Annotated in this window: 25 protein-coding genes and 2 pseudogenes; 10 read left to right on the forward strand and 17 right to left on the reverse strand. The window is 64.6% G+C overall.

The window, feature by feature from the left end; all coding sequences use genetic code 11:
• Positions 1-334 precede the first annotated feature (334 nt).
• Entirely contained in the window at positions 335-628 is a 294-nt protein-coding gene (locus P6U27_RS37070; protein WP_122406272.1) for a hypothetical protein, read from the reverse strand.
• Positions 629-838: 210 nt separating this feature from the next.
• Positions 839-1,519, reverse strand: coding sequence for a DNA-3-methyladenine glycosylase I (locus P6U27_RS37075; protein ID WP_407193531.1), 681 nt, complete (start codon positions 1,517-1,519; stop codon positions 839-841).
• A 157-nt stretch (positions 1,520-1,676) separates the two neighbouring features.
• Between P6U27_RS37075 and P6U27_RS37080 the strand changes: the two genes are divergently transcribed.
• The gene (locus tag P6U27_RS37080; protein WP_407193532.1) at positions 1,677-2,504 is read left to right on the forward strand and encodes a metallophosphoesterase; all 828 of its coding nucleotides are present in this window, start codon (positions 1,677-1,679) and stop codon (positions 2,502-2,504) included.
• Here the strand turns inward: P6U27_RS37080 and P6U27_RS37085 are convergent.
• From P6U27_RS37085 to P6U27_RS37100, 4 genes are all read right to left on the reverse strand, one after another.
• The gene (locus P6U27_RS37085) at positions 2,443-2,928 is read right to left on the reverse strand and encodes a Crp/Fnr family transcriptional regulator (RefSeq protein ID WP_122406275.1); all 486 of its coding nucleotides are present in this window, start codon (positions 2,926-2,928) and stop codon (positions 2,443-2,445) included. The two genes, P6U27_RS37080 and P6U27_RS37085, sit on opposite strands and share 62 nt — an antisense overlap.
• A gap of 168 nt (positions 2,929-3,096) precedes the next feature.
• A complete protein-coding gene (locus P6U27_RS37090; protein ID WP_122406276.1) occupies positions 3,097-3,837 on the reverse strand; it encodes a di-trans,poly-cis-decaprenylcistransferase in 741 nt (246 codons plus the stop codon).
• 29 nt (positions 3,838-3,866) lie between these two features.
• Positions 3,867-4,241, reverse strand: coding sequence for a transcriptional regulator (locus P6U27_RS37095; RefSeq protein ID WP_122406277.1), 375 nt, complete (start codon positions 4,239-4,241; stop codon positions 3,867-3,869).
• Positions 4,228-4,845: a hypothetical protein gene (locus tag P6U27_RS37100; RefSeq protein ID WP_122406278.1), complete on the reverse strand. Its 618-nt coding sequence runs from the start codon at positions 4,843-4,845 to the stop codon at positions 4,228-4,230. Before P6U27_RS37100 ends, P6U27_RS37095 begins: the two co-directional genes overlap by 14 nt.
• Before the next feature lie 201 nt (positions 4,846-5,046).
• On the opposite strand from P6U27_RS37100, the gene P6U27_RS37105 reads away from it, so the two are divergent.
• On the forward strand, positions 5,047-6,291 hold the full coding sequence (locus P6U27_RS37105; protein ID WP_122406279.1) for a S1C family serine protease: 1,245 nt from the start codon (positions 5,047-5,049) through the stop codon (positions 6,289-6,291).
• A gap of 228 nt (positions 6,292-6,519) precedes the next feature.
• Here the strand turns inward: P6U27_RS37105 and P6U27_RS37110 are convergent, their stop codons facing one another.
• The 5 genes and pseudogenes from P6U27_RS37110 to P6U27_RS37130 form a co-directional block, all read right to left on the reverse strand.
• Entirely contained in the window at positions 6,520-7,257 is a 738-nt protein-coding gene (locus P6U27_RS37110) for a DUF899 domain-containing protein (RefSeq protein WP_407193533.1), read from the reverse strand.
• 18 nt (positions 7,258-7,275) lie between these two features.
• A pseudogene (locus tag P6U27_RS37115) lies at positions 7,276-7,608 on the reverse strand (SRPBCC domain-containing protein); the annotation flags it as partial.
• An 11-nt stretch (positions 7,609-7,619) separates the two neighbouring features.
• Positions 7,620-8,075, reverse strand: coding sequence for a helix-turn-helix transcriptional regulator (locus P6U27_RS37120; protein WP_162500530.1), 456 nt, complete (start codon positions 8,073-8,075; stop codon positions 7,620-7,622).
• A 100-nt stretch (positions 8,076-8,175) separates the two neighbouring features.
• Complete coding sequence (locus P6U27_RS37125; protein ID WP_122406283.1) at positions 8,176-8,454, reverse strand: DUF3551 domain-containing protein; 279 nt, start codon at positions 8,452-8,454, stop codon at positions 8,176-8,178.
• Between the two features lie 148 nt (positions 8,455-8,602).
• Positions 8,603-9,577 carry a tripartite tricarboxylate transporter substrate binding protein gene (locus P6U27_RS37130; RefSeq protein WP_122406284.1) on the reverse strand — a complete coding sequence of 325 codons (975 nt, stop codon included), beginning with the start codon at positions 9,575-9,577 and terminating at the stop codon, positions 8,603-8,605.
• Between the two features lie 124 nt (positions 9,578-9,701).
• On the opposite strand from P6U27_RS37130, the gene P6U27_RS37135 reads away from it, so the two are divergent.
• The 3 genes and pseudogenes from P6U27_RS37135 to P6U27_RS37145 all read left to right on the forward strand — a co-directional run bounded on the left by P6U27_RS37135 (position 9,702) and on the right by P6U27_RS37145 (position 11,866).
• Entirely contained in the window at positions 9,702-10,112 is a 411-nt protein-coding gene (locus P6U27_RS37135) for a VOC family protein (protein WP_129142315.1), read from the forward strand.
• A 185-nt stretch (positions 10,113-10,297) separates the two neighbouring features.
• Positions 10,298-11,350, forward strand: a pseudogene (locus tag P6U27_RS37140) (AMP-binding protein); the annotation flags it as partial.
• A 204-nt stretch (positions 11,351-11,554) separates the two neighbouring features.
• Positions 11,555-11,866 carry an AMP-binding enzyme gene (locus tag P6U27_RS37145; protein WP_407194536.1) on the forward strand — a complete coding sequence of 104 codons (312 nt, stop codon included), beginning with the start codon at positions 11,555-11,557 and terminating at the stop codon, positions 11,864-11,866.
• Between the two features lie 114 nt (positions 11,867-11,980).
• Here the strand turns inward: P6U27_RS37145 and P6U27_RS37150 are convergent, their stop codons facing one another.
• The 3 genes from P6U27_RS37150 to P6U27_RS37160 all read right to left on the reverse strand — a co-directional run bounded on the left by P6U27_RS37150 (position 11,981) and on the right by P6U27_RS37160 (position 16,262).
• Entirely contained in the window at positions 11,981-13,075 is a 1,095-nt protein-coding gene (locus tag P6U27_RS37150) for an HD-GYP domain-containing protein (RefSeq protein WP_122406287.1), read from the reverse strand.
• A 413-nt stretch (positions 13,076-13,488) separates the two neighbouring features.
• Positions 13,489-15,774 carry a molybdopterin cofactor-binding domain-containing protein gene (locus P6U27_RS37155; protein ID WP_407193534.1) on the reverse strand — a complete coding sequence of 762 codons (2,286 nt, stop codon included), beginning with the start codon at positions 15,772-15,774 and terminating at the stop codon, positions 13,489-13,491.
• Positions 15,771-16,262: a (2Fe-2S)-binding protein gene (locus P6U27_RS37160; RefSeq protein ID WP_407193535.1), complete on the reverse strand. Its 492-nt coding sequence runs from the start codon at positions 16,260-16,262 to the stop codon at positions 15,771-15,773. Before P6U27_RS37160 ends, P6U27_RS37155 begins: the two co-directional genes overlap by 4 nt.
• Before the next feature lie 500 nt (positions 16,263-16,762).
• Between P6U27_RS37160 and P6U27_RS37165 the strand changes: the two genes are divergently transcribed.
• The 4 genes from P6U27_RS37165 to P6U27_RS37180 all read left to right on the forward strand — a co-directional run bounded on the left by P6U27_RS37165 (position 16,763) and on the right by P6U27_RS37180 (position 19,414).
• A complete protein-coding gene (locus tag P6U27_RS37165; RefSeq protein ID WP_407193536.1) occupies positions 16,763-17,527 on the forward strand; it encodes an alpha/beta fold hydrolase in 765 nt (254 codons plus the stop codon).
• 24 nt (positions 17,528-17,551) lie between these two features.
• Positions 17,552-17,887, forward strand: coding sequence for a hypothetical protein (locus P6U27_RS37170; protein ID WP_122406290.1), 336 nt, complete (start codon positions 17,552-17,554; stop codon positions 17,885-17,887).
• Between the two features lie 167 nt (positions 17,888-18,054).
• Entirely contained in the window at positions 18,055-18,726 is a 672-nt protein-coding gene (locus tag P6U27_RS37175) for a dienelactone hydrolase family protein (RefSeq protein WP_209295275.1), read from the forward strand.
• Between the two features lie 205 nt (positions 18,727-18,931).
• Positions 18,932-19,414, forward strand: a complete 483-nt coding sequence (locus P6U27_RS37180; RefSeq protein WP_129142320.1) for a hypothetical protein — start codon at positions 18,932-18,934, stop codon at positions 19,412-19,414.
• Between the two features lie 127 nt (positions 19,415-19,541).
• On the opposite strand, the gene P6U27_RS37185 is transcribed toward P6U27_RS37180, so the two are convergent.
• The 3 genes from P6U27_RS37185 to P6U27_RS37195 all read right to left on the reverse strand — a co-directional run bounded on the left by P6U27_RS37185 (position 19,542) and on the right by P6U27_RS37195 (position 21,704).
• The gene (locus P6U27_RS37185) at positions 19,542-20,288 is read right to left on the reverse strand and encodes a polysaccharide biosynthesis/export family protein (protein WP_129142321.1); all 747 of its coding nucleotides are present in this window, start codon (positions 20,286-20,288) and stop codon (positions 19,542-19,544) included.
• A 285-nt stretch (positions 20,289-20,573) separates the two neighbouring features.
• On the reverse strand, positions 20,574-21,230 hold the full coding sequence (gene msrA, locus P6U27_RS37190) for a peptide-methionine (S)-S-oxide reductase MsrA (protein WP_129142322.1): 657 nt from the start codon (positions 21,228-21,230) through the stop codon (positions 20,574-20,576).
• A 156-nt stretch (positions 21,231-21,386) separates the two neighbouring features.
• The gene (locus tag P6U27_RS37195; RefSeq protein ID WP_122406294.1) at positions 21,387-21,704 is read right to left on the reverse strand and encodes a hypothetical protein; all 318 of its coding nucleotides are present in this window, start codon (positions 21,702-21,704) and stop codon (positions 21,387-21,389) included.
• Positions 21,705-22,127: 423 nt separating this feature from the next.
• On the opposite strand from P6U27_RS37195, the gene rpsT reads away from it, so the two are divergent.
• On the forward strand, positions 22,128-22,394 hold the full coding sequence (gene rpsT / locus P6U27_RS37200) for a 30S ribosomal protein S20 (RefSeq protein ID WP_024338506.1): 267 nt from the start codon (positions 22,128-22,130) through the stop codon (positions 22,392-22,394).
• Positions 22,395-23,651: the final 1,257 nt, after the last annotated feature.

Genomic DNA, 23,651 nt, shown 5'->3' on the forward strand with positions numbered 1-23,651 from the left:
CAACTGGCTCTGCCTCAGCCAGGGTCGCACCAAGGAGTACATGCGCTGGAGCCCGTTCAATGTCTCAACATCGATTCTCGCCTTCATATGCGGGCTGCCGTTCGGACCAGTCGGCGTCGCCAGCGGTCATATGCGGTCTCGCTCACGATCGTCGCGTTGTTTCCGGCCTGTCGCGGAGAAATGTGGCGCTACGCTCGCACCCGTGGCGGATAGCACGACCGGCACGACGCTCGTTGGAAGACAACGGAACGACCGGGCATGCTGAAGCCTCGCGCCACGATCAGCGCTTTGCCGACCGTGGCGCACGTGTCTCGAAACGTCCTGCTCGGGGCGCTCAATGCTTCATCTGCTCGAACACCACGATCACGCCGGTCGGTTCGGGCTCATGCGCCATCAGGCGCGTCAGGTCGGAATCGCCCCAATCGGCGAGGCTGACGACTTCGCCGCTCTGGCGGTCGGTACCAAGCGATCCCGTGGGCTCGAGGACCTTGAGGCCCATCTCGTCGACGAAGAAGGTATGGTCGCCGAACATGCTGTTGAGCTGCGGCATCGCGGGATGTTCGTCGGGCAGCACCTGAGCGCCGAGCTGGTTGACGGTCTGCTTCACCTGTTCAGATGTGAGCTTCATGAGCTGCTCCGTTTCTGTAGCCGGTTCCTTTGAGCCGGGCGGGAGTGCGCGTTCCCTGCGCGCTTATCCGCCTGGCTCAATGGCCGAACAGGCGCTGCGGACAAAGGTTCCTGGAAAATGTATTTCGTGATCGCATGCGGCGTCCGCCGCGCTCGCGGCACAAGATCGCCACAGGATGCACACGATCCGGCGGTGGGCCGCGCTCACGCGCTATGCGTTTTCGCCGACCGAGAGCGCGCAGATGCGCGACAGATGGGTGTAGGGCAGGCCGGTCTCCCCGGCCCAGGCGTTGAACTGTGCCTGCACCTTGGCGAGGTCGCCCTTCGACTTGACCTCTTCGGCAATGTCGAGACCCGCACCGCGCAGGCAAGCCACCACGTCCCTCGACGTCACGAAACCGTCCCAGCCGACGAAGCGCAGCAGCATCTGGCCGGTGTTGCCCCCTAACCGGCTGCCGCGCTTGTTGAGGAGATCGAGCAGGCCGATCTCGTCGGACGACGGCCACTTCGCCAGAAACTTGCCGAAGCTGCCGTGCTCCTTCGCGATCTCCTGGACGAAGACGGCATTGTCCCGCACCGACATGACCTTGGCGCCGTTACGCACGATGCGCGCGTCGCGCAGCAGGCCCTCCCAATACTCTTCGGGCTGGAAGGTGAGCTTGGCGGGCTGGAAATGCAGGAAGGCGTCTTCAAAGCCGTCCCATTTCGAATCGATCACGCTCCAGGCAAAGCCGGCGCAGAACACGCGCTTGGTCATTTCGGCGAGGATACGGTCGTCGCCGAGCTTGGCCAGCCGCTTGAGGTCCGGCTTGGCCGGCAACAGTTTCTCCAACGCCCTGGGCCCGCCCTTGCGTTTCTCGGCGCGGGTGCGAATGGTCTTGAATGAGGTCATACGGACATCCGCATTGACGGTTCAATACGACATCAGAATTCGATGAACCGGTCCAGCGCTGCGATGATGACGCGAGGGAGCGACATGCTGGTCCGCTTCTTGCTTTCATGAGCCTGGAATTCCCGGATATAGTCGATCTCTCGCGGACGATTCTCCAATGCGCTGCCTGGTCGTGGCCGACCTGCACTATTCGCTGCCGCAGCTCGACTGGCTGGTCAGCGCGGCGTCGCAATTCGATCTCGTGATCTTCGCCGGCGATGCGCTCGACATCGGCTCGATGGTGGATTTTCGCGCCCAGATCGTCGTCGTGAAGAAGTACCTCGCGCTGCTTGCCGCGACGAGCCGCGTGATCCTCTGCTCCGGCAATCACGACCTCGACGAGCGCAACTCGGAGGGCGAAAAGATTTCGCGCTGGATCTCGGAGGTGCGCGAGCTTGGCATTGCCTGCGACGGCGACAGCCTCAACATCGGTGGCACCCTGTTCACGGTGTGCCCGTGGTGGGACGGACCACTGGTCAAGCAACGCCTCGTCGACCAGTTGCGCGATGCCGCGGCCGACCGACCGCAGCGCTGGATCTGGGCCCATCATGCGCCGCCGGCGGATTCACCCACGAGCTGGGGCGGCAAGCGCTTCTTCGGCGACGTCGAGCTGGTGCAATGGGTCATGCAGTACCAGCCGTCGATGGTGATCTCCGGCCATGTGCACCAGTCGCCGTTCGTCACCGGCGGCTCGTGGTTCGACCGGCTGGGCCAGACCTGGGTCTTCAACACGGGCCTGCAACCAGGCCGCCCCCCGACATACATCGTGCTGGACCTCGGTGCGGACAAAGCGTTCTGGCTTGCGGCCGGCGAGGCCCAATGGATCGACCTGAATGCGCCGCTGAAGCGCCCCGCCGCTCCGATCGAGGCGCCGCCCGATTGGCTCACATTCTTGGATCGGATTGCCGATCCGAGCCTGGCGAGACCTCGAGGGGCGGCAGGTTGATCATGCTCTGGAGCACTTCGCCGACCATGGCCAGATGCGTGCCGTGGCCGGCATATTGCCGCTTGAGATCGGCGAGGTAGGTATTGGCGACATTGAGCCGCTGCGCCAGCATTTTTGCGATCAGCAGGGCCACGCCCGGCTCCCTCTCCAGGAACGAGGCGGCATCCTCGAATTCGTAGACCACCGCGTCGGAGCAGGCCCGCACGGTCGCGGTGTGCGGCTGGCCCAGCAGCACGGACATTTCACCCAGCACCGCACCGGGCTCGGTGACGGTGGCGACCACCATCTCGCCCTTGAGCACCTCGAGCTTGCCTTGCATCAGCACGTAGAGATGGCCGGTGGTGCCACCCTCGGCGACCACGACCGTGCCGGCGGCAAGCTGCCGCTCCGTTCCGCCGGTGCAATAGTCCAGGACCGCACGCATCTTGCGAAAGCTCCCGTCGCGGCGCGATATCGAAAGTCGGAATACTAGAGCACGATCCATGCCAGGCGGCAATCAACGGGGATGCGGCTGGCGCCGCCTGCCCGCCGCTTGGACATCCTTGCCGGTCATGCGGCTGAAAACCAACAACTCGTTCTCACGTGCCGCCCGTCACACCCGAGAGAGCGAAGGCACCTCCCCAGGCAGAATGGCCTGCAAGCCACCAAAGCGGCGCTCACGGCTGTGGAAGGTGGCGAGCGCGTCAGCGAGATCGCCCGCCTCGAATTCGGGCCACATCCGCTCGGTGAAGTGCAGCTCGGCATAGGCGCCTTCCCAGAGCAGGAAATCCGACAGCCGCTTCTCGCCGGACGTGCGGATGATGAGATCGACGTCGCGAAGGCCAGCCTCGCCGGTAACGAGCTGCGAGAAGGCTTCGCGGGTGAGGCTCGTCAGCGCAGCCGCCTTCGCCGCGGCATTGAGGATGGCGTCACGCGCGGAATAATCGACGGCGATGCGCAAATGCAGCGCGCTGCCATCGGCTGTGGCTTCCTCGGCGCGGGTGATTGCGGTGGCGACGCCGTCGGGCAGGCGATCGCGGCGGCCGATGACGGAGAGGCGCACGCCGCTCCTGACCAGGCTCTGCACCTCGCTGGTGAGATAGAGGCGCAGCAAGGTCATCAGTGCGGCGACCTCGGCCTTCGGCCTCCGCCAATTGTCGGTTGAGAAGGCGTAAAGCGTCAGCGTGCCGATGCCCTGCTTGGGCGCGGCCTCGACGATACGGCGGATGCTTTCGACGCCAGCCTCGTGACCGCGCACGCGCGACAGGCCGCGCCGCGTGGCCCATCTGCCGTTGCCGTCCATGATGATGCCGACATGAAGCTTCTCGTTGCGGGACGTGATTTCACTTTGCATTGCAAAGTCTCCAGCCAAAAAGGGGAAGATCAGGTCGAGACGATATCGAGGCGGCCGAGCGGCGGCGCCTCGCGGCCGGCAGCTTTCGCCGCGTCGCGCACCAGCCGCTCGAGCACGGCGAGATAGTCGAGGAAACGGCGGCGGCCGGCCTTGGTCAGGCGGCAGGTCGTGTGCGGGCGGTTGCCCTCATAGCCCTTGGTCACCTCGACGAGGCCGGCTTCCTGGAGCACGGCTAGGTGCCGGCTGAGATTGCCGTCGGTGAGGCCGCAGAGCTGCTTGAGGTCGCCGAATGCCAGGCCCTTGGGATGCGCCATCAGCGAGGTCAGAAGCCCGAGCCTCGCCTTCTCGTGGATCACGCGGTCGAGCCCTTCATATGAGAAGGGCGCGCTGTCAATCTTCGACATCGTTGTCTCCGGACGCGAAATGCAGAATGGCCGCCATCACCGATTGCCCGATCACGAAGGGCAGCCCCATGGTCCATGGCGACAGCGTGTGGGTTCGGCTCGCGAGCACGACGACCGCAAAGCCCGACACGAAATACCAGGCGCCCGCGAGCGCGACCGTGCGCGGCAGCGAGCGGACCGAGGCGAAGATGCCGAGCGACACCAGGATCTGCCACAGACCCGGCAGCAGCCACAGCGTCTCGCTCGCGAACTTCCACATCACCACTGCGAGCAGCACGCCGGCAACGCCGGCGGGCAGAAACTGCTCGATCGCCTGGTGGATCATGGCATCGGCAAGACCCGAATGATGGCGTCGCGAGCGCGCACGCATCTCGATGCCGATGATGAGCCCCGAGAGAACGGCAGCGATGAACCAGCCGACGAAGAAGCCGAGCGGCTCACCGGTGGGATCACCCAGCAGCCAGAATTGCAGAATCGCGGTGATGAGCGCGACGGCGCCGGTTGCCGCCATGGTCGCCGGGCCGTAGCCGCGGAAGGCGGTGCCCGCCGCGATCTGGCTGCGGATCGCCACGATGTCGGCCAGCGCCTTGTCGAGATCGCGCATTGGCAACGCCAAAACCTCGTTCCACCCGGGCATTCCGGGACGATAGGTCCCGTTACTTTGTACTGCAAAGTATATGGCACTGCAAAGCAGATGCAAGCCCGAACTGTTGCGAGAGCCGCACGACCTCGGACGGACAACTGACGGTTGCACCCGACCTGCCCTCGCGGATAAGATGGATCCGAAAGCGTTCCGGGGGCTGGTATGTGGTTGAGGTCGTTCGTCGTTGCGGTCGCGTTGCAGTTGAGTGTGGTCGGGGCGAACGCGGCGGGGCCGTTCGGCTCCGTCAATGTCGGCAACTGGATCGGCGGCGCCTTCAGCAATGACGAGACGGGTGCTTTCTCGCATTGTGCAGCGACGACGCCCTACGCCAACGGCGTCATACTCGTGGTAGGCTACAATGCCGCCGGCACCTGGACGCTGGCCTTTGCGAGTCCCAGCTACCGCTTCAAACAGGGCGAGAACGCCGCGATCGACGTCATCTTCGACGGGCAGGAGCAAGCCAGGCTGTTCGCCACGGCAAACCAGCCGAACATGCTCACATCCGTCATGCCTATCAACGTTGTGCGAACGTTTCAGAAGGCGAGTCTGATGGTCGCGACGAGCGGCCGCACCGCCTTGAATTTCGATCTGACATCGACCGGACCGGTGATCGCCGCTTTGGCCAATTGCGTCACCAGGGTGAAAGCCGACGGGCTGAGCAAGGCGGGCGACTTTACCAAAGGAGCGGCCAAGCCGGCAGTGACGGCGGAGAAGCAGACATCACCGCCGGCCGGCGGCAAATCTGCCAGGACCAAGAGCGGCACCGGCTTCGTGGTCAGCACGAGCGGACACATCGTCACCAACCACCATGTGATCGACGGCTGCGCCGGCGACATCAAGGGCAATCTCACCGGCGAGGCCGCAATGGTGCTGCGCGTGGTGTCGAGCGACGCCAACAACGATCTCGCCCTGATGCAGGCGCCATCGACGATGACATTCAAGGACTTTGCCCGGATCCGTGACCGCTCGATCCGCTCCGGCGACTCCGTGGTCGCGATCGGCTTTCCCTATCACGGCATCCTGACCTCGGACTTCACCGTGACGACCGGCATCGTGAGCTCGCTCAGCGGCATGCGCAACGACTCGCGCTTCCTGCAGATCAGTGCGCCCGTACAGCCCGGCAACAGCGGCGGACCGCTGTTCGATAGCACCGGTCAGGTCGTGGGCGTGGTCACCGGAAAGATTCCGGCATTGCGCATCGCGGTGGCGACCGGAAACATTCCCGAGAACATCAACTTCGCCATCAAGACGGGCGTGTTGCGCGACTTCCTCGACAATTCCGTAGTGCCCTATCAGACCGCCGAACCAAAGGGCGAGCTCAAGACCACCGACATCGCCGCCAACGCCCGGCCCTATACGATGCTGATCTCGTGCAATGCGACGGAGCAGGCGGACGCGAAGCGGTAGCGTGGCGCGGAAGGATAGCTGCCTCGCCGCCTCGCGCTGTCATTCCCCGCGACCCGGCTACGCCAAGGCTTCGCCGCGGTCGAGGTCCAGGGGCGCCGAAGCTTTAGCGTAGGCGGCAGGCGGGGAATCCAGCGGCCTCTCGATTGAACCACGACCGCCTCGGAGTACTGGATCGCCCGGTCAAGCCGGGCGACGACACCTTTGATGGGATCCGGCGTGCCCCTACCCTCACCCGTGGCAGCACGCCGCCTTCGCCGGCTGCGGCTCGTACTGGTCGCGCAGGCGGACCCAGTCCATCGGATAGGGCAGAGCCTCCTCGTGACGACCGAGCGGCGTGAGATCGAGATATTGATAGGCGGCGTTCATCATGTCGAGGCCGCGGGCGAAGCAGGAATAGGTGTGGAAGATCTCACCGGCTTCGCCGCGGTAAAACACGCTGATGCCGGGCAGCTCGGGGCCGTAGATTGGCGTAGTGCCGAAATTGTACATCGGCTTTCCGGTCGCGATCTCTTCGCGCGAGAACGTCACGCCGTAGTCCCGATTGAAATCGTTGTCGCCCGAGGAGACCCAGTCGAAGGTCCAGCCCATCCGCTTCTTGAAGGCTTCGAGCTTTGTGCTGGGCGCCAGCGAGACCGCAGCCATGGACGTGTCGCGCGCGGCCAGATGCGGCACCATGCGCTCGAAGCCGTCGGCCCAAAACGAGCAGCTCTTGCAGGCAGCGTCCCAGTCGGGCGCGAACATCACGTGCTGGACGATGAGCTGCGGGCGGCCTTTGAAGAGATCGGAAAGCGTGACCTTGCCGTTCGGCCCGCTGAAGACGTAGGTCTTGTCGACCTTCACCCAGGGAAGCTGGCGGCGCTCCTCGGCAACCCGTTCGCGGGCCTGCGTCAACTCCTTCTCGCGAGCCAGAAGGGCCTTGCGCGCCGCAATCCATTGCTCGCGCGAAACGATTTGATGTTGCTGCATGATACTCTCCTTTGGAGCTCAGGCGACGAAGGCATCGAGCTTGTCGAAGAACGAGCTCCAGCCGCGCTGGTGGTTGTCGCGTGCGGTCTCGTCGAAGAACTGGGCGTGATGGAAGATCATCAAGGTGCCGGCACCGTCCGGCTTCAGCGAGATCGTCACCAGCGATTCGCGTTCCGGCGTCGAGTGCCAGGCCCAGGTGAAGACCAGGCGCTCGCTCGGCACCACTTCGCGATAGGTGCCGCCGGCCTCGAAATACTCGCCGTCGTCGCGGACGAAGCTGATGCGAAAGCGGCCACCGATGCGGACGTCGAGATCGGCTTGCAACGTCGCCGGCTTCATGTTCGGCGGCCCGAACCACTGCGCTAGCTGCTCGGCTTGCGTCCAGGCGGCGAAGACTTTTTCCGGCCGCGCGCGGAGCCGGCGCGTGAGCGTGAGGCTTGGTCGATCTGCTGGCGGGCGTTCAGCGGCGTTGACGGCGGTGGCGGCCATGTCTCTTCCTCCACGAAGGCGGCAAGACGGTCGAGATTGTCGGACCAGAACTGCGCATAGCGATTGAGCCAGTTCATCGCCTGCTCCATCGGCCGTGCGGTAAGCCGGCAGACCACGGTGCGGCCGGTCTTCTCCCGCACGATCAGGCCTGCATCCGTGAGCACGTCGAGATGCTTCATGATCGCCGGAAGCGAGACCGGAAACGGCGCGGCCAGCTCGCTCACCGACAGGCTGCGCTGCTCGCCGAGGCGCGCCAGCAATGCACGCCGCGTCGGGTCGGAGAGCGCCGCGAAGGTCCGGTCCAGTGCCTCGTCCTGATACTTAACCATGTGGTTTAGTATAGAAGCGAGCGGGGCAGCGTCAAGCCGGAACCCGCGGGCGCGGGTGCGCACGACTGCGTGATCAGGATGAGGCCAGTATGAAGCGTGATCAGTAGGGCGCGGCGGGCCGCGCGCGCCGGTGCGGCCGCGGCTGCGGGATTTGTTGCTGGCCATAGGCGAAGCGAGGATTGCGATCGCAGTACAGCAGCCGCCCGGACACGCTCGCCTGGCACTGCTCATAGGTGCTGTAGGCGCATTCGCCGGGATAGTCATACTCGCCGCCCCGGGCGCACCAGGGGTAATCGAGGGCTGCCGCCGGCGTGATGGTGACGAAGCCGGCAACGACCGTCGCGCACAGCGTCAGCAGTGCCAATTGCGTCTTGCGCATGACCGCAACTCCTTTGCTCACGACGCGAGATACGCGCCATCTACCATCAGGTTTCGTCGCACGGCTTTATTCCGGATCATGGCATCGCGCGCGCAAGAAAAAAGCCCTGCCGAACGGCAGGGCTCCCCTTTCAGGCATCACAAGATCGCTACTCGACCTTCAGGCCGGCGAACTCGACGACCTTCTTCCACTTCTCGGTCTCGGCCTTGATCTCCTCGCCGAACGCCTCCGGCGTCTGCACCCGAGGCTCGCCGCCGAGCTCGACCAGGCGCTTGGCCATGTCGGGCTCTTTCATCAGCGCGTTGATCTCGCTGTTGAGCTTGGTGATGATCTCCTTCGGCGTGTTCTTCGGCGCTCCCATGCCGAACAGCGCGCTCGCCTCATAGCCCTTGACGGTCTCGGCGATCGCCTGCACGTCCGGCAATTGCGGCGAGCGCTCCGCGGTGGTGACGCCGATCGCGCGCAGCGAGCCGGAGCGGATGTGCTGGATGATCGAGGGCATGTTGTCGAAGATCACCTGCACCTGGCCGCCGAGCATGTCGGTGATTGCGGGCGCAGCGCCGCGATAGGGCACGTGCTGCATCTTGCAGCCGGTCATGGCCATGAACATCTCGCCGGACAGATGCACCGAGGTGCCGTTGCCGGACGAGGCCATGTTCACCTTGCCGGGATTGGCCTTCACGTACTCGATGAACTCGGCGACGTTCTTGGCCGGCACGTCCTTGTTGACGGTCATCACGTTCGGCACGCGCTGGAACGAGGCGACCGGCGCGATGTCGCGCACGAAGTTGAACTTCAGATTGGCGTAGAGCGAAGCGTTGATGTAGTTGGCGGGATTGACCAGCTGCAGCGTGTAGCCGTCGGGCTCGGCGTTGATGACTGATTCGGTCGCGATATTGTTCCCGGCGCCGGGCTTGTTCTCGATCACGAATTGCTGGCCGAGCTTTTCCGAGAGCCGCTGGCCGATCAGCCGCGCCAGGATGTCCGTGGCCCCGCCCGGCGGATAGCCGACCACCCATTTCACCGGACGTGCCGGATAATCGGCGGCAACAGCCTTCGACAGCGGGGTGGCTGCAAGCGGACTGGCGGCGAGCAGGCCCAGCGCGGTACGGCGAGTGATCATCTCAAGGGTTCTCCCAGTGTTGTTCTTGAAAGTCGGATAGCTTGAACGTCGCGGCGGCGCGGTTGTAACAAAGCTTGCCGCAGGCGGAAAGTGCGCGGGGCGCATCACGACGAAAGGATGAGACATGCCGGTCAAGGTTCATGCCCTGGATCATCTCGTGATCAATGTCAGCGATGTCGCGGCGACGGCGGAGTGGTACCGCAAGATTCTCGGCATGGAAGTCAAGGTGTTCGATCCGGGCGGCGGCAAAGCGCCGCGGACTTTCCTCGAGTTCGGTAACCAGAGGATCAACGTCCGGCAGCGCGATGCCGACAGAGTGGAGTGGTTCACCGCGAATCATCCGACCGCCGGCAGCGAGGATCTGTGCTTCCTCACCTCGGCCACACCGGACGAGGTGGTGGCACATTTGCGGGCACATGGCGTTGCGATCGAGGCGGGCCCAGGCCCGAGGCAAGGCGCCCGCGGCACGCTGCGCTCGGTCTATTGCCGCGATCCCGATGGCAGCTTGATCGAGATATCGTCGTACGAGGACTGAGGCGCAGCGAAGCAAATCCAGACTGTTTCCGCGGAGTGAACCTGGATTGTTTCGTCGCAAGGGCTCCTCGCAATGACGGGAGAGATGGGGTGCTCCGATTTGCACCCCGCGCCATCTGGTGGCAGGAAGACGCAATAATCCAAAGACAGCCGCCAGCAAGATGCAGGGCTGCACCGGGAGGAACCATGCCAGTTCAACAGACCGCCGCCGGAATCGTGAGCCCGTTCGACGGGCTCGACGTGCCCTGGCTGCTCAAGCTGCGCGCCGAGGTCCGGCGTGATCATCCGTTCCTGATCTGGGCTCCGTTCGACGCGCCGGCGCGGCGCTGGAGCTATGGTGAGTTTCACGAGCGGGTCGGCGCGCTTGCGGCGGGGCTCGCCAGGCGCGGCGTCAAGCCCGGCGAATACGTGCTCATTCACCTCGACAACTGCATCGAGGCGCTGCTGGCCTGGTTTGCCTGTGTCGAGTTAGGGGCCGTCGCGGTCACCACCAACACGCGCTCAGCGCCCGCCGAGATCGAATATTTCGCCGATCATTGCGGCGCGGTCGCTGCGATCACGCAGCCGGCCTATGCGGAAGTCGTCGCGCAGAATTGCCGCAACATTCGCTGGATGGCGGTGACCTCGCATGACGCCGGCACAGCGCCTGCGCAGGCGGTCTCACGCGGCGACGGTTTTGAATCCCTGTTCGCCGACAGCGCCGATCGTCCGAGGCGCGCGACCGATCCGCTCGCGCCGTGCAGCGTGCAGTACACGTCGGGCACGACATCACGGCCGAAAGCGGTGCTGTGGACCCATGCCAACATGGGGCGGCAAGATCAATGCCGCGCATGAGGACCTTCACGCCGAGGACGTGCACCAGACCTATCTCCCGCTGTTCCACACCAATGCGCTGGCCTACTCCATGCTGGCGGCACTGTGGGTCGGGGCGTGATCCAGCCGCGCTTCTCCGCGAGCCGGTTCTGGGGCGTCGCGCGCGAGCACGGCTCGACTTGGACCTCCACGATTCCGTTCTGCATGAAAGCGCTGCTCGAGCAGGAGATCCCGAAGGACCACAAATTCCGCCTGTGGGGCAGTGCGATCAACGAGCCGCCGGCCTTCGCCGCGTTCGGCGTCAAGATCATCGGCTGGTGGGGCATGACCGAGACCATCACCCACGGCATTGTCGGCGAGGTCGACCAGCCCAACATCCCGATGTCGATCGGCCGCGCCGCGCCGGAATATGAAATCCGTATCACCGGCGATGATGGACGGCCGACCGAGGTCGGCGACACCGGCAATCTCGCGATCAAGGGCATCCCGGGCCTGTCGCTGTTCGCCGAGTACCTGCACAACGAGAAGGCGACGCGCGAGAGTTTTGACGAGCACGGCTTCTTCCTCACCGGCGACCGCGTCGAGCGGCTTCAGAACGGCTTCATCAAGTTCGGCGACCGCGCCAAGGACATGCTGAAGGTCGGCGGCGAGAACGTCGCGGCCTCCGAGATCGAGCAGGTGATCGCGCTGGTGCCGGGCGTGCGGGAAGCTGCCGTGGTGGCGAAGAAGCATCCGATGCTGGACGAGGTGCCGGTCGTCTTCATCATCCCGCAAGGCGGCGTCGCGGGTGCTGCGCCGGACCTGCATGATCGCGTGATGGAAGCCTGCCGCAAGGGCCTCGCCGACTTCAAGCTGCCGCGCGAGATCAGGCTGGTCGACGACATGCCGCGCTCGACGCTGGAGAAGGTGGCGAAGGCGGAGCTGAGGAAGATGGTGGGGTGATCTAGTCGTTCCCGGGCGATGCAGAGCACCGAACCCGGAACCTCGAGATTCTCAGGTGCGCAATTGCGCACCATAGTTCGCGCTTCGCGCGCCGCGGAATGACGGATTAGATCGTCAGAACGACCCCAGCGCCACGGGCCGGAAGGCCTGCAGCAGCTGCTGATCCAGCTTGCCGCCCATGCCTTCCATCATCGCGAAGGCGCGGGAGTGGGTGAAGGGCATGCGGTAGGCGCGCTTCTCCACCAGGGCGGCGTAGATGTCGACAATCGTCGTCAGGCGCACGATGTCGCTGATCTGGTTCGACGACAGGCCGTTCGGGTAGCCGGAGCCGTCGAGGAATTCATGATGATGCAGCACCACGTCGAGCATCTCCGGCGGGAAGCCGCCTTGGGCAGCGAGCGCGTCATAGCCGCGGCGCGGATGCTGGCGGACCTCCGCCATCTCCTCGTCGGTGAGCCTGCCCGGCTTGTCGAGCAGCGCGGCCGGAACGAAGGCCTTGCCGACGTCGTGCAGCAGCGCTGCGCGCGTCAGGCGGCGCTGGTCGTCCTCGCGCATGCCGAGATGCTGGGCGAAAGCGACGGCGAAGCCGGTGACGAACAGGCAATGGCGGTAGCTGCCGACATGATGGCAGCCGACCGTGGTGAGCCATTCGCGCAGCGAGGAATGCTTGATCGCCTTCAGGATCTTGCTCTCGGCCGCGATGACGTCGTCGAAGGTCAGGGGCACGCCGAGCGGCAGCTTCTCGAACATCTTGGTCAGCACCGCGTGCGCCGCCGCGACGCCGCGGTTGAGCGTCTTGCCGCGATCGGTGGCGTCATAGGCGGCCGTATCAGGGAAAGCGGCGCGGATGCGCTGAAGGATCGCGTCCGCCTGGAGCGGCCGTGAGATGGTGTCGGTGGCCCCTAACGCCCAGGCCTGCATGGTGCCGTGATGCAGGGCGTCCGCGAGCACGAACAGCCGCGGCATCGAACGGTAGGCATCGCCGCGCAGCTTGTTGCGTACCCGCTGCACACTCTCGGGCGAGCGCAGGTTGATGTCGACCACGAGGCCGGAGAGATCGCGCGCCGGCTGGGCGGGAATCTCTTCCGTCGTCACCGTGGAGACGTCACCGACCGCTTTCAAGATGCTGGCGAGCTCGCTGCTCCCGTCGCTGCGATCGGAGGCGAGCAGAAGCCGACGGTTGGCGGCGGGTTTGGCTGAGGCGCTCATGACTTCCCCAAAGCACGGAACTGGATTTGGCGTCAGCCTAAGCCGGATCAGGTTCCCCGGGCCTTAAGAGGCGTGCTCAATGGAACCTTGGGGAATAGGGTGCAATTTTAGGGATTGGGGTTCCGGGAGGGGGAGCTTCGAAGCCGCGAAAACAACCCCATGCACAGTAGAACGGGCATTGATAACACAGAGGAGTTTTGGATGCTGTCGCCCCACCCTCCGTTGTCGTCGCCCGGCTTGACCGGGCGACCCAGTACGCCGTGACGGCGCGGCTGAACCGAAAAGCCGCGGCGTACTGGATGCCCCGGTCAAGCCGGGGCATGACAGTGAGGGTGTGGAGGCGGCTTCCCCAAAACAGATCCGCCGGAGGTTGCCCTCCGGCGGATCATCTCGTTTGGCGATCGCGGCTCAGCTTACGCCTTCATGCTCGCCTTCACGGCCTCCGCCGTGATCGGCAGGGCGCGAACACGGGCGCCGCAGGCGTTGAAGATGGCGTTGCCGATGGCCGGCGCCACCACCGTCACCGCGGGCTCGCCGACGCCGGTGGCCTTCTCGCCATTGGCGATCACGGCGACCGCGACCTCGGGCGTCTGGCTCATGCGCAAGGGCGTGTAGCTGTCGAAATTGGTCTGCTCGATGCCACCGTCCTTCAGCGTCGCCTTCTCGTACATCGCCAGCGACAGGCCCCACAGCGCCGCACCCTCGACCTGGGCACGAATGTTCTCGGGATGCACCTGCGTGCCGACGTCGGTTGCGACCGTGAGCTTCTTCACGGTCACCGCGCCCGACGGCGCCACCGCGACATGGGCGACACACGCCGTCCAGCTTGCAGTCGCGCGCTCCTGCGAGGAGACGCAGGCCACGCCCATGCCCTCGCCTCTCGGCAATTGCTTGGTGCCGTAGCCCGAAAGTCCCATCGCGGCGAGCAGGGTGTTGCGCAGCCGCTGCGCGCCGCCGTCGTTCTTGCCGGCGCCGTCGAGCAGCGAGATGCGGAACTGGGCGGGATCCTTGCCGGTCGCCGCCGCGATCTCGTCGATCATGCTTTCGACCGCCCAGAAGGTCCAGCCCGGCGCCACCGAGCGGAGTTGACCGGACGGTGTGGCGTTGTGCGCGAGCTCGTTCTTGATCGCGCGCACATAATGGTTGGGCACGGTGTAGAAGAAGTCGGCCCCGTTCACCGTGAAGGAATCGAGCGGGCCTTTCTTGTCGACCGAGGGCGTCAGGAAATCGGGGATTCCCCAGCGCGCGGTCGGCCAGGCCGAGACCACGTCGTGGCTGATCGCGATGAGCTTGCCATCGCCGTCCACGCCGGCCTTGACCTTTTGATAGGTGAGCGGACGCGAGAAATCCATCGTCATGTCGTTCTCGCGCGTGTAGATTACCTTCACCGGCTTGCCGACCGCCTTCGCTGCCTGCACCGCGGGGATCATCATGTCGGCATCGAGACGCCGGCCGAAGCCGCCGCCGAGCCACATCTGGTGCATGACCACGAATTTCGGATCAATCCCGGCGGCACCCGCGGCGATCGCGCCGGAACGCGTCGCGAACTGGTTGCCGGAATAGATGTGCAGGATGTCGCCCTTGAACTCCGCGGTGGCATTCATCGGCTCCAGCGGCGCATGGATGTTGATGCTGGTGGTGTACTCGGCCTCCAGCACCTTGGCCGCCGAACCCAAGGCAGCAACGGGATCGCCGTCCTTGACGAAGAACTGGCCGGAATCCTCCAGCTTCTGAAGCCGCATGGCTTCATCGAGCAGCGACTGGCTCGACAGCTTGGCGTTCGGGCCGTTGTCGTAGGCGACCTTCAGCGCCTGCGCCGCTTTCTTGGCGTTGGCGTAGGTGCTGGCCACGGCGACGACCCAGCCCGACGTCGTGCCGGTCTTGTCGTCGAGGGTGACGGCCTTGATGAAGCCGGGCACCTTCTTCGCCGCGCTGTCGTCGACCGATTTCACCGTGGCGCCGAAGCGCACCGGAGGCGTGACCACCGCGCCATAGACCATGCCCGGCAGCATCACGTCGATGCCGTACTTCGCCGTGCCATTGGTCTTGGAGGGGATGTCGAGCTGCGGCACCGAGACGCCGATCATGGTGTATTGATCGGGCGTCTTCAGCTTGATCGCCTTCAGCTCGTCGGGCGTGAAGGTTTTCGTCGCCTTTCCGCTTTTCACGACATCGGCGAACGACATCTGCTTCCTCGACTTGGGATGCACGATCACGGAATCGCGCACCACGAGCTCGGATGCCGGCACGCCCATCGCGGCGGCGGCACCTTCGGTCAATGCGATGCGGCCCGCGGCGCCCGCGCGGCTCATGGCGTCGAAGTTCATCATGGTCGACCAGCTGCCGCCGGTGATCTGCGCACCCAGCACGGGGTCGTTGAACTTCGGATGGTTGGAGGCGAGCGCCACGCGCATGTCGCTCCATTTCGCGCCCAGCTCCTCGCAGACGATCTGCGCCATGGTGGAGGCGATGTGCTGGCCCATGTCGGCCTTGCCGCAGGTCACGGTGACGAGACCGTCCGGCGAGATCGCATACCAGACGCTCGGCTCGAAATTGGCAGGCGCCGCGGCGGCCGCAGGATAGATGCCGGGCACGCCGGCATAGCCGAGCACGAGGCCGGTCGCGGCGGTGCCGACGAGGAAGGAGCGGCGGCTGAGATCCGTCGCCTCGGCAGTGACGTTCTTGACGTGCTTGTTCATGTGGGCCTCCGCTCGCTGGAGGTGGCGGATGCGGTGCGCATCTCGGATGCGGCGCGCATGATCGCCTTCTGGATCCGTGAATAGGACATGCAACGGCAGAGATTGCCGTCCATATGCGCGACCACCTCTTCCTTGGTCGGATTGGGATTCTTCGCGAGCAGCGAAGCCGCCTGCATGATCTGCCCGGACTGGCAGTAGCCGCATTGCGGCACCTGCTCGGCGATCCAAGCCTTCTGCAAGGGATGATCGCCCTTGGCCGAGAGGCCTTCGATCGTGGTGATCTTCTTGCCGGCGACGTCGCCGACCATGGTCTGGCACGAGCGCACCGCTTCGCCGTTGACGTGCACGGTGCAGGCACCGCACAGCCCGGCACCGCAGCCGAACTTGGTGCCCGTCATCTGCAATTGCTCGCGGATCGCCCAGAGGAGCGGCGTGTCGTTCGCCGCATCCACGGACAGACTCCGCCCGTTGATGGTGAGTGTTGGCATAGGCGTCTTCCCCTGCCGGTGCATGAAGCCGCTTACGGCGGCAACTTGTGTGGCGGACGCCCACCGGGCCGGCGTCAGCCTTGCCGCGAGAATGATCGCGTTCAGGCGCGGAGGCAAATGCAATTTGGATGCAGTCGAACTATCTCGGCAGCCCGATGTTGTGCGTTGCGAGAGCAGGCGGATGCAGCGACTGGACGCAACAGAGCGTGTTGTCCGACATGCGTGCCATTGCGATCAGGTAGTTTCTTCGAGGTAACTTGGCGCGCTAGAGTGCAGCCGCAGGCGCGGACTTCCTTCTCCCCTTTCTTGTGGGAGAAGGTGGCGCGCGTAGCGCGACGGATGAGGGGTTCTCTCCACTCGCAAACCGCTCGTGAGGATGGAGACCCCTCACCCGGCTTTCGCTTCGCGAAGCCACCCTCTCCCACAGGGGGCCCACAGGGGGAGTGGGTGCACCGTCATCGAGGCGCGATAGAAAAGAAACGAGAAAGGCGCGGAAAACAATGCCTAAAATCAACCGGGACGGCGTCGAAATCTACTACGAGGTCCATGGCAACGGGCCGCCATTGCTGCTCACCCACGGCTATTCCTCGACCTCGACGATGTGGCATGGGCAGGTCGATGCGCTCGCTGGGGATCACCAGCTGATCCTGTGGGACATGCGCGGCCACGGCCGGTCCGATTATCCCGACGATCCGAACGCGTACAGCGAAGCGCTGACGGTCGGTGACATGGCGGCGATCCTCGATGCGGTCGGCGCGAAGCGCGCCGTCATCGGCGGCCTCTCGCTCGGCGGCTACATGTCGCTCGCGTTCTATCGCGCACACCCGGAGCGGGCCCGTGCGCTGTTGATCATCGATACCGGACCGGGCTTCAAGAAGGACGACGCGCGCGAAGCCTGGAACGCGCGGGCGCTTGCGACGGCCGACAGGCTCGACCGCGAAGGCCTCGACGTCCTGAAATCGGCAACGCGCGAGCGCGCCACCGCGAGCCATCGCAACGCCAGGGGGCTGGCGCTCGCCGCACGCGGCATGCTGACCCAGCGCGACGCCTGCGTGATCGAGTCGCTCCCCGACATCACGGTGCCCTCGCTGATCGTGGTCGGCGCCGACGACACGCCGTTCCTCGCCGCGTCCGACTACATGGCGGCAAAGATCCCCGGCGCACAAAAGGTCGTGATCCCCGCCGCCGGACACGCCGTCAACATCGATCAGCCCCAGGCTTTTGTTGACGCGGTCGTGCCTTTCCTGAAGAACTTGCCGGCATAGGGCGATCGAGCAGGGACGTAGGCGATGAAGCTGATGATGCTGGCCGCGGGCACGATGTTGCTGTCGATATCTGCGCAGGCCGAGCCGTTCGGCGCCGTGCCGCCGCGCCAGCCGTTCGTCACGACCTCGTCGAACAACACGCCGCTCGCCTTCGGCATGGATGCAGGAGAGACCGCGCGCGCCCTCGGTCAGCCGCTGCAATATGTACGGGGACGTGCCGGCAACGAGATCTACCTCGCTTTGCGCAACATCGGCGGCAGCGGCTTGCTCCCCCACCGCCACCGCCTGTTCTTGCAATTCCGCCACGGACGGCTGGCAGGATGGAAGGAGGATTACGGCGAGAACTGGATGTGGGAGTGAACCCTATCCCCTCATCCTGAGGAGCTTGCGCAGCAAGCGTCTCGAAGGATGAAGGCCCCGCTGCCGCCTCTCGGCCTTGCATCCTTCGAGACGCGCGCGAAGAGCGCGCTCCTCAGATGAGGAGAGAGAGCTGAATTTCGGATCGACAACCAAGAAGGACAACCCGCGTGGGACAAGACATCAAGCTGACGGCCTCCGACAATTTCCAACTCGGCGCCTATCGCGCTGATCCCTCGGGCACGCCGAAGGGCGCGGTGGTGGTGATCCAGGAGATTTTTGGGGTCAATCATCACATTCGCTCTGTCTGCGACCGGCTGGCCGGGGAAGGTTATGTCGCGATCGCGCCGTCGATCTTCGACCGGACGTCGCCGAACTTCCAGTCGGGCTATTCGCCCGACGAGATTGCGGAGGCGCGCAAGTTCGTGGCCAATCCGGACTGGGCCGCGATGCTGCGCGACACGCAAGCCGCGATCGACGTCGCCAGAAGCGTCGGGCCCGTGGGCATCATTGGCTTCTGTCTCGGCGGCAGCGTCGCCTTCGTGGCGGCGACGCGGCTGTCGGGGTTGAAGGCCGCGATCGGCTATTACGGCGGCGCAATCGTGCGCTTTGCCGACGAGGCGCCGAAGGTGCCGACGCAGCTGCATTTCGGCGAGAAGGATGCCGGCATTCCGCTCGCCGACGTCGAGACCATCAAGACCAAGCGGCCGGAAGTGGAGGTCTTCATCTATCCCGGCGCCCAGCACGGCTTCCATTGCGACGAGCGCGCCAGCTACGACAAGGCCAGCGCCGACATCGCCTGGCCGCGCAGCATGGCGTTCTTCGCGAAGCATTTGAAATAGGGCGCGCGACACTCCCCGCCGAATCCATCGGGCGTCAGCGATGGTAGCGCGATGGCTTCCGGGCTCGCGCTACCGCGCGCCCCGGAATGACAAGAATGACAAGAGGAGAGAGTTGCGCCGCCCCCGGAGCGGAAATCGGGTGGCTGCATCGTGCCGCCCGGCGATAGAGCTGGCCGGTCAAGCCAACTCACGCCGGGAGATCGCCATGCAGCAGGCAATCACGCACCTCGTCATCCGCAATCCGTTCGGAACCATGGACGTTCCATCTCCTGACGATCTCGAGGTGAAGGATTATGCCGCGACGGCATCGCTGCCCGGCGATGCTGCCGACGTCAACGCACCGGCATGGGCATCAATCGCGACGCGCTCCGATCCGATCGAGGGCGAGTGGCAGAGCCGCTGGAATGGCGGCGCCGATCCCACCATCGCCGGCGATGCGCCGGACAAGTGGAAGCAGGGCCGCGCCGAGATCCGCGTCTCAGCAGGCCGGATCTATCTGCGCTTTGACTGGGACAACGGCCGCCGGCACGGACTGATCGATGCGGCGCGCGACGGCGCGGATCGCCTGGTCGGAAAATACATCAATCTGACCACGCCGGCGATCACCCGGCCCTGGGTCGGGCGCGTGGTCGATGCGATGCGGATCGACGGATGTTTTCCGAACGGGCGGCTGGATTTCAGGCGGTGAGATTCCGCCGTCATTCCGGGGCGCGCGTAGCGCGAGCCCGGAATCCATCCGACGGCAGAGACGATGGAGAGATGGATTCTCGCGACTTCGTCGCGCCCGGAATGACGAGGGGGGCGCGGCTGAGGCCCTAGAACCAGCGCTCGCCGACGAACACGGTGTCGCCGGGCGCCAGGGGCGTGCCGAGCGGGACGACCGCGCGCATGGCGCCGCCGCTCTCGGTATGGGTGACGGTGACCACGTCGCGCTTGGCGCGCGGCGAGAAGCCGCCGGCGATGGCGACCGCGCTCTCGACTGTCATGTTCGGCACGTATGGATATTGGCCGGGCGCGAGGACCTCGCCGAGGATGAAGAACGGGCGATAGGTCTCGATCTCGACCGCCACCGACGGCTCGCGGATGTAGCCGTTGCGCAGGCGTGCGGCGATCTCACCGGCAAGGCCCGCCGTGGTGCGGCCGCGCGCCGGCACTGCGCCGATCAGCGGCATGGTGATGGAGCCGCCCGCGTCGATCGAATAGCTGTTGGTGAGGCCTTCCTGGCCGTAGACCACCACGCGAAGCTTGTCGCCGGCGTCGAGATGGTAGGAGGCGCCATTGCGCGCCGGCGCCGCCATCGGCGCGGCGTAGCCGACCGGCATCGGTGCGGGCGAAGCCGCAAAGGAATTGCTGAACGCCGCGATGGCGCCGCCGCCGTTGTTGGCGACGACCACTGGCTGCGGCGCGCTATAGGGCTGGCCATAAGCCATGGAATCGAGATCGGGCCGAGGCTGCACGTAGGCGACGGGGCTTCCGGTCTGCATGCAGCCGCCCAGGGCGAGCGCGGCGGACGCTGCCAAGGACGCCAACTTCGACCATCGAAACGCGCGTGCAACCGGCACCGGACCCATCCCTCGAAACGAGACAGCCGCAGTGATGCACCGGTTATGGTTAATAAAGCGTTGCGTGGGGGGATGGTCTCCAACCCTCCCCTGGAGGGGTCCGGGACGAGCGTAGCTCGCCCGTGGGTCGATCGCGCGCAGCGCGAGCGGGGTGGGGTGATCTCTCCACTCGGGCAGTATGCGATGTGGAGAGACCGTCACCCCACCCCCTCTCACATTTCGCTGCGCTCAATGTGAGCCGACCCTCCCCCTCCAGGGGAGGGTAAGCAAGATGCGTCGTTCCGCCTACACGCTCACGCCGACCCCGATCGGGCAGGACACGCCGGTGCCCCCCAACCCGCAATAGCCGGCCGGATTCTTCGCCAGATATTGCTGATGGTAGTCCTCGGCGAAATAGAATTCGCCGGCGGGGCCGATCTCGGTGGTGATGGTGCCGAGGCCCTTGGCGGAAAGCGCCTTCTGGTAGAGCGCCTTCGACTGCTCGGCGGCCTTCTTCTGCGCATCGGAATAGGTGTAGATCGCGCTTCGATATTGCGTGCCGACGTCGTTGCCCTGGCGCATGCCCTGGGTCGGGTCGTGGCTCTCCCAGAACGTCTTCAAGAGCTTCTCGTAAGCAATCTTCTTCGGATCGAACACGACCAGCATCACTTCGGTGTGGGCGGTGCGGCCCGAGCAGACTTCCTCATAGGTCGGGTTCGGCGTGTGACCGCCGGCGTAGCCGACGGCAGTCACGTGGACGCCGTCGCCAAGCTCCCAGAACTTGCGCTCGGCGCCCCAGAAGCAGCCGAGCCCGAACACCGCCTGCTCGAGGCCGGCGGGATAAGGCGGCTTCAGCTTCGCGCCGTTGACGAAATGGGTGGTTGCGGTCGGGATGGCCTGCGCACGGCCCGGCAACGCCTCAGTTGCGCTCGGCAGTGCGGTGGTCTTGCGCATGAACAGCATGACGGATCTCCGAAGCGAACTGTCCGTCGCCTGAGCCAAGGTGGAAAACCGGGCACGAGAAACCAGACAGCTCAGGCGGCGTGCTCGCGATGAGGTGGGACTATAGGCGTCTACGCGACGGGACGCAGCCGTGTTACGCGGCCGCCCGTTCCAGGCTCAGTCGCGGGAATAGCCGATCAACGGCTTGCGCGGACGGAACAGGATCATCAGGAGGATGCCGAGAATGCCGAGGACGGCAAAGACCGGCTGATCCAGCACCAGGCGGATCACCGAGGTCCAGAGCCAGGGCGCCTTGGCCTCGACCCAGGTGCGGAATGCCGACTGGCTGGCCTGATTGATGTCGTTCCAGAACTGGCCGAACCGGGTGAATTTGAGGTTCTGATCGGCCACCCAGCGGGCACCGTCATAGACCATGAAGATGAACCCGCCGGCGAGCAGCAACAGCCCAATCAGTCGGAAAAAGCCGCGGATCATGCCTCACCTGCGATGGCCGCCCGATCGAACGGCCTCCTGGAACGTTGCCAGCCAATAGCCGGGCGACGGCAGAAATTCAACCTCTTCAGGGCGTTACGGTGCCCATCCAGGCCGCCAAAGACCGGATTTCCGGCCCCCGAAAGCGTTGACGGTGCTGAAGACCCTCTCTATAAGGGCGGCAATTGGCGGTGGGCGCAATCCCGCCGCCGCTGTTCTTTGAGCAGTTGCAGGCACCTTGAGCCTCAAGACTCTCTCGAGCTTGAAGACTCCTTGGAGCCTCAGAGACAGCCGCAAGGCCGTCGCTCATGTTCCGGGAACGGCCCAGCAACCGAACACCCTAAATCCGAGCGTCGATTACGCGGTCAAGCAAGCCGGCGCTACCCGACCAAGACGCGACCGGTACCCGCAAAGGACATTGAGACCATGGCCAATACCACTTCCGCCAAGAAAGCGACGCGCAAGATCGCCCGCCGCACCGCCGTCAACAAGTCGCGCCGCACCCAGATGCGCGGCGCCGTGCGCACCGTCGAGGAAGCCATCAAGAGCGGCGATCGCGCCGCAGCCGTGAAGGCACTCGCGACTGCCGAGCCGGCGTTGATGCGCGCCGCCCAGCGCAACATCATTCACAAGAACAACGCCAGCCGCAAAGTCTCGCGCCTCACCGCGCAGATCGCCAAGCTCGCCAAGTAATATTGCGAAGCAATCTCGCGAGGTAGTCTCGCGCAGCATCTGATCGGTCGATCCGGTCAGCGCGTCAAACAGCCCGGCATTGCGCCGGGCTTTTTTGTTGACTGTCATGTTCGCGCAAGCAGCCACGCGCAGCCCGATCTTCGCTTGGACGATCTGCATCATCTGCGTTATTCTTCGTCCCGTAGTTCTACCGGACGCTGTACTGCAACAGCGGAAACCTCACTGCGTTGCAAAAACCCCTGTGCCGCGGGCTCCAATTGAATCGGCGGCCGAGAAGTTCTGCGCACCGTAAATTCACCGGAATGTGTGTCACGGTGGAGTTACCCTGCAAAACGAGTCTCGAAAAGCGATGACTCGATAATCACTTATCAACATAGCAGCGACAAGCATTTGGAAAATTCGCTCGCACGTGCAGCGCGTGACGAATTTGTAAAAAAATTTTGGCGGTGGCCGAGAATTGTCACACGAGGCACCACATTTTCGATTCTGTGCACGGATTCAAAAACTTGCTTCGCAGCCTGTGAACAAGTCGCGCGCGGCGTTAACCGAGGTCAAGTTTTTTGGTGCCTCAAGTGTGAATCAATTTCGTTGCGAGTCTTTCCGCTTAGTGTATTCCTTAAGTGGTCAGCGGCGCCCACGATCTTCAGACCAGCGCGGTTTAGGAAACGGGGCGAGCGTGCAAATCGGCGGCGATGAGCACGTAGGCGACGCTTCAACAAGCGATGTCGGTGCAAAACCCATAGCAATATGGGAAGGGTAGTTTTTTGTCTGAATGTCTCCAGGCGGGATCTTCTCGCTCGCGCCAAGCGTATATGAGAGACATCGCAATGCTACCTCGGCACGCAAGCTGGGCGACGTCGAGCGGACGACCAGTACATTGGGCAGGCATCCGCGACAGGAGTACGGCGCGGTTGTCTTCAGGACACGCAGGACCTTGTCGTGAGCGATCACGGCAGGACGGGGAGGTATCATGTCTTATGGACTCAACGCGGTATTGAAGCACGTTTCCCATTCCAGCGATGCCGTTCCAGCTCCGTCGGATCTCCAGCCCCCCTCGTGTGACGGAGCGCCGAGTACGCGCTGACCTCGCGACCCTTCCATCTCTGACATCGCTGATCTGACCCGCGGCGTTCGCGCCGAAGGTCGAGCCATGCCCGACGATGGACTCGCTCGAGGTCGCGCCACTTCAGGGACCGGGCAGGACCCCTGCATGGCGCTCACAACGCAACTATATCTCTCAAGAGAAGTTTTCTGACG

The sequence above is a fragment of the Bradyrhizobium sp. STM 3566 genome (assembly GCF_045571445.1).
GTDB lineage: Bacteria > Pseudomonadota > Alphaproteobacteria > Rhizobiales > Xanthobacteraceae > Bradyrhizobium > Bradyrhizobium vignae.

Coding starts and splice junctions, on each gene's coding strand:
- P6U27_RS37070 (WP_122406272.1), bottom strand. CDS start 628: ATGAAGCTCACATCTGAACAGGTGAAGCAGACCGTCAACCAGCTCGGC.
- P6U27_RS37075 (WP_407193531.1), bottom strand. CDS start 1,519: ATGACCTCATTCAAGACCATTCGCACCCGCGCCGAGAAACGCAAGGGC.
- P6U27_RS37080 (WP_407193532.1), top strand. CDS start 1,677: ATGCGCTGCCTGGTCGTGGCCGACCTGCACTATTCGCTGCCGCAGCTC.
- P6U27_RS37085 (WP_122406275.1), bottom strand. CDS start 2,928: ATGCGTGCGGTCCTGGACTATTGCACCGGCGGAACGGAGCGGCAGCTT.
- P6U27_RS37090 (WP_122406276.1), bottom strand. CDS start 3,837: ATGCAAAGTGAAATCACGTCCCGCAACGAGAAGCTTCATGTCGGCATC.
- P6U27_RS37095 (WP_122406277.1), bottom strand. CDS start 4,241: ATGTCGAAGATTGACAGCGCGCCCTTCTCATATGAAGGGCTCGACCGC.
- P6U27_RS37100 (WP_122406278.1), bottom strand. CDS start 4,845: ATGCGCGATCTCGACAAGGCGCTGGCCGACATCGTGGCGATCCGCAGC.
- P6U27_RS37105 (WP_122406279.1), top strand. CDS start 5,047: ATGTGGTTGAGGTCGTTCGTCGTTGCGGTCGCGTTGCAGTTGAGTGTG.
- P6U27_RS37110 (WP_407193533.1), bottom strand. CDS start 7,257: ATGCAGCAACATCAAATCGTTTCGCGCGAGCAATGGATTGCGGCGCGC.
- P6U27_RS37120 (WP_162500530.1), bottom strand. CDS start 8,075: ATGGTTAAGTATCAGGACGAGGCACTGGACCGGACCTTCGCGGCGCTC.
- P6U27_RS37125 (WP_122406283.1), bottom strand. CDS start 8,454: ATGCGCAAGACGCAATTGGCACTGCTGACGCTGTGCGCGACGGTCGTT.
- P6U27_RS37130 (WP_122406284.1), bottom strand. CDS start 9,577: ATGATCACTCGCCGTACCGCGCTGGGCCTGCTCGCCGCCAGTCCGCTT.
- P6U27_RS37135 (WP_129142315.1), top strand. CDS start 9,702: ATGCCGGTCAAGGTTCATGCCCTGGATCATCTCGTGATCAATGTCAGC.
- P6U27_RS37145 (WP_407194536.1), top strand. CDS start 11,555: ATGCTGAAGGTCGGCGGCGAGAACGTCGCGGCCTCCGAGATCGAGCAG.
- P6U27_RS37150 (WP_122406287.1), bottom strand. CDS start 13,075: ATGAGCGCCTCAGCCAAACCCGCCGCCAACCGTCGGCTTCTGCTCGCC.
- P6U27_RS37155 (WP_407193534.1), bottom strand. CDS start 15,774: ATGAACAAGCACGTCAAGAACGTCACTGCCGAGGCGACGGATCTCAGC.
- P6U27_RS37160 (WP_407193535.1), bottom strand. CDS start 16,262: ATGCCAACACTCACCATCAACGGGCGGAGTCTGTCCGTGGATGCGGCG.
- P6U27_RS37165 (WP_407193536.1), top strand. CDS start 16,763: ATGCCTAAAATCAACCGGGACGGCGTCGAAATCTACTACGAGGTCCAT.
- P6U27_RS37170 (WP_122406290.1), top strand. CDS start 17,552: ATGAAGCTGATGATGCTGGCCGCGGGCACGATGTTGCTGTCGATATCT.
- P6U27_RS37180 (WP_129142320.1), top strand. CDS start 18,932: ATGCAGCAGGCAATCACGCACCTCGTCATCCGCAATCCGTTCGGAACC.
- msrA (WP_129142322.1), bottom strand. CDS start 21,230: ATGCTGTTCATGCGCAAGACCACCGCACTGCCGAGCGCAACTGAGGCG.
- P6U27_RS37195 (WP_122406294.1), bottom strand. CDS start 21,704: ATGATCCGCGGCTTTTTCCGACTGATTGGGCTGTTGCTGCTCGCCGGC.
- rpsT (WP_024338506.1), top strand. CDS start 22,128: ATGGCCAATACCACTTCCGCCAAGAAAGCGACGCGCAAGATCGCCCGC.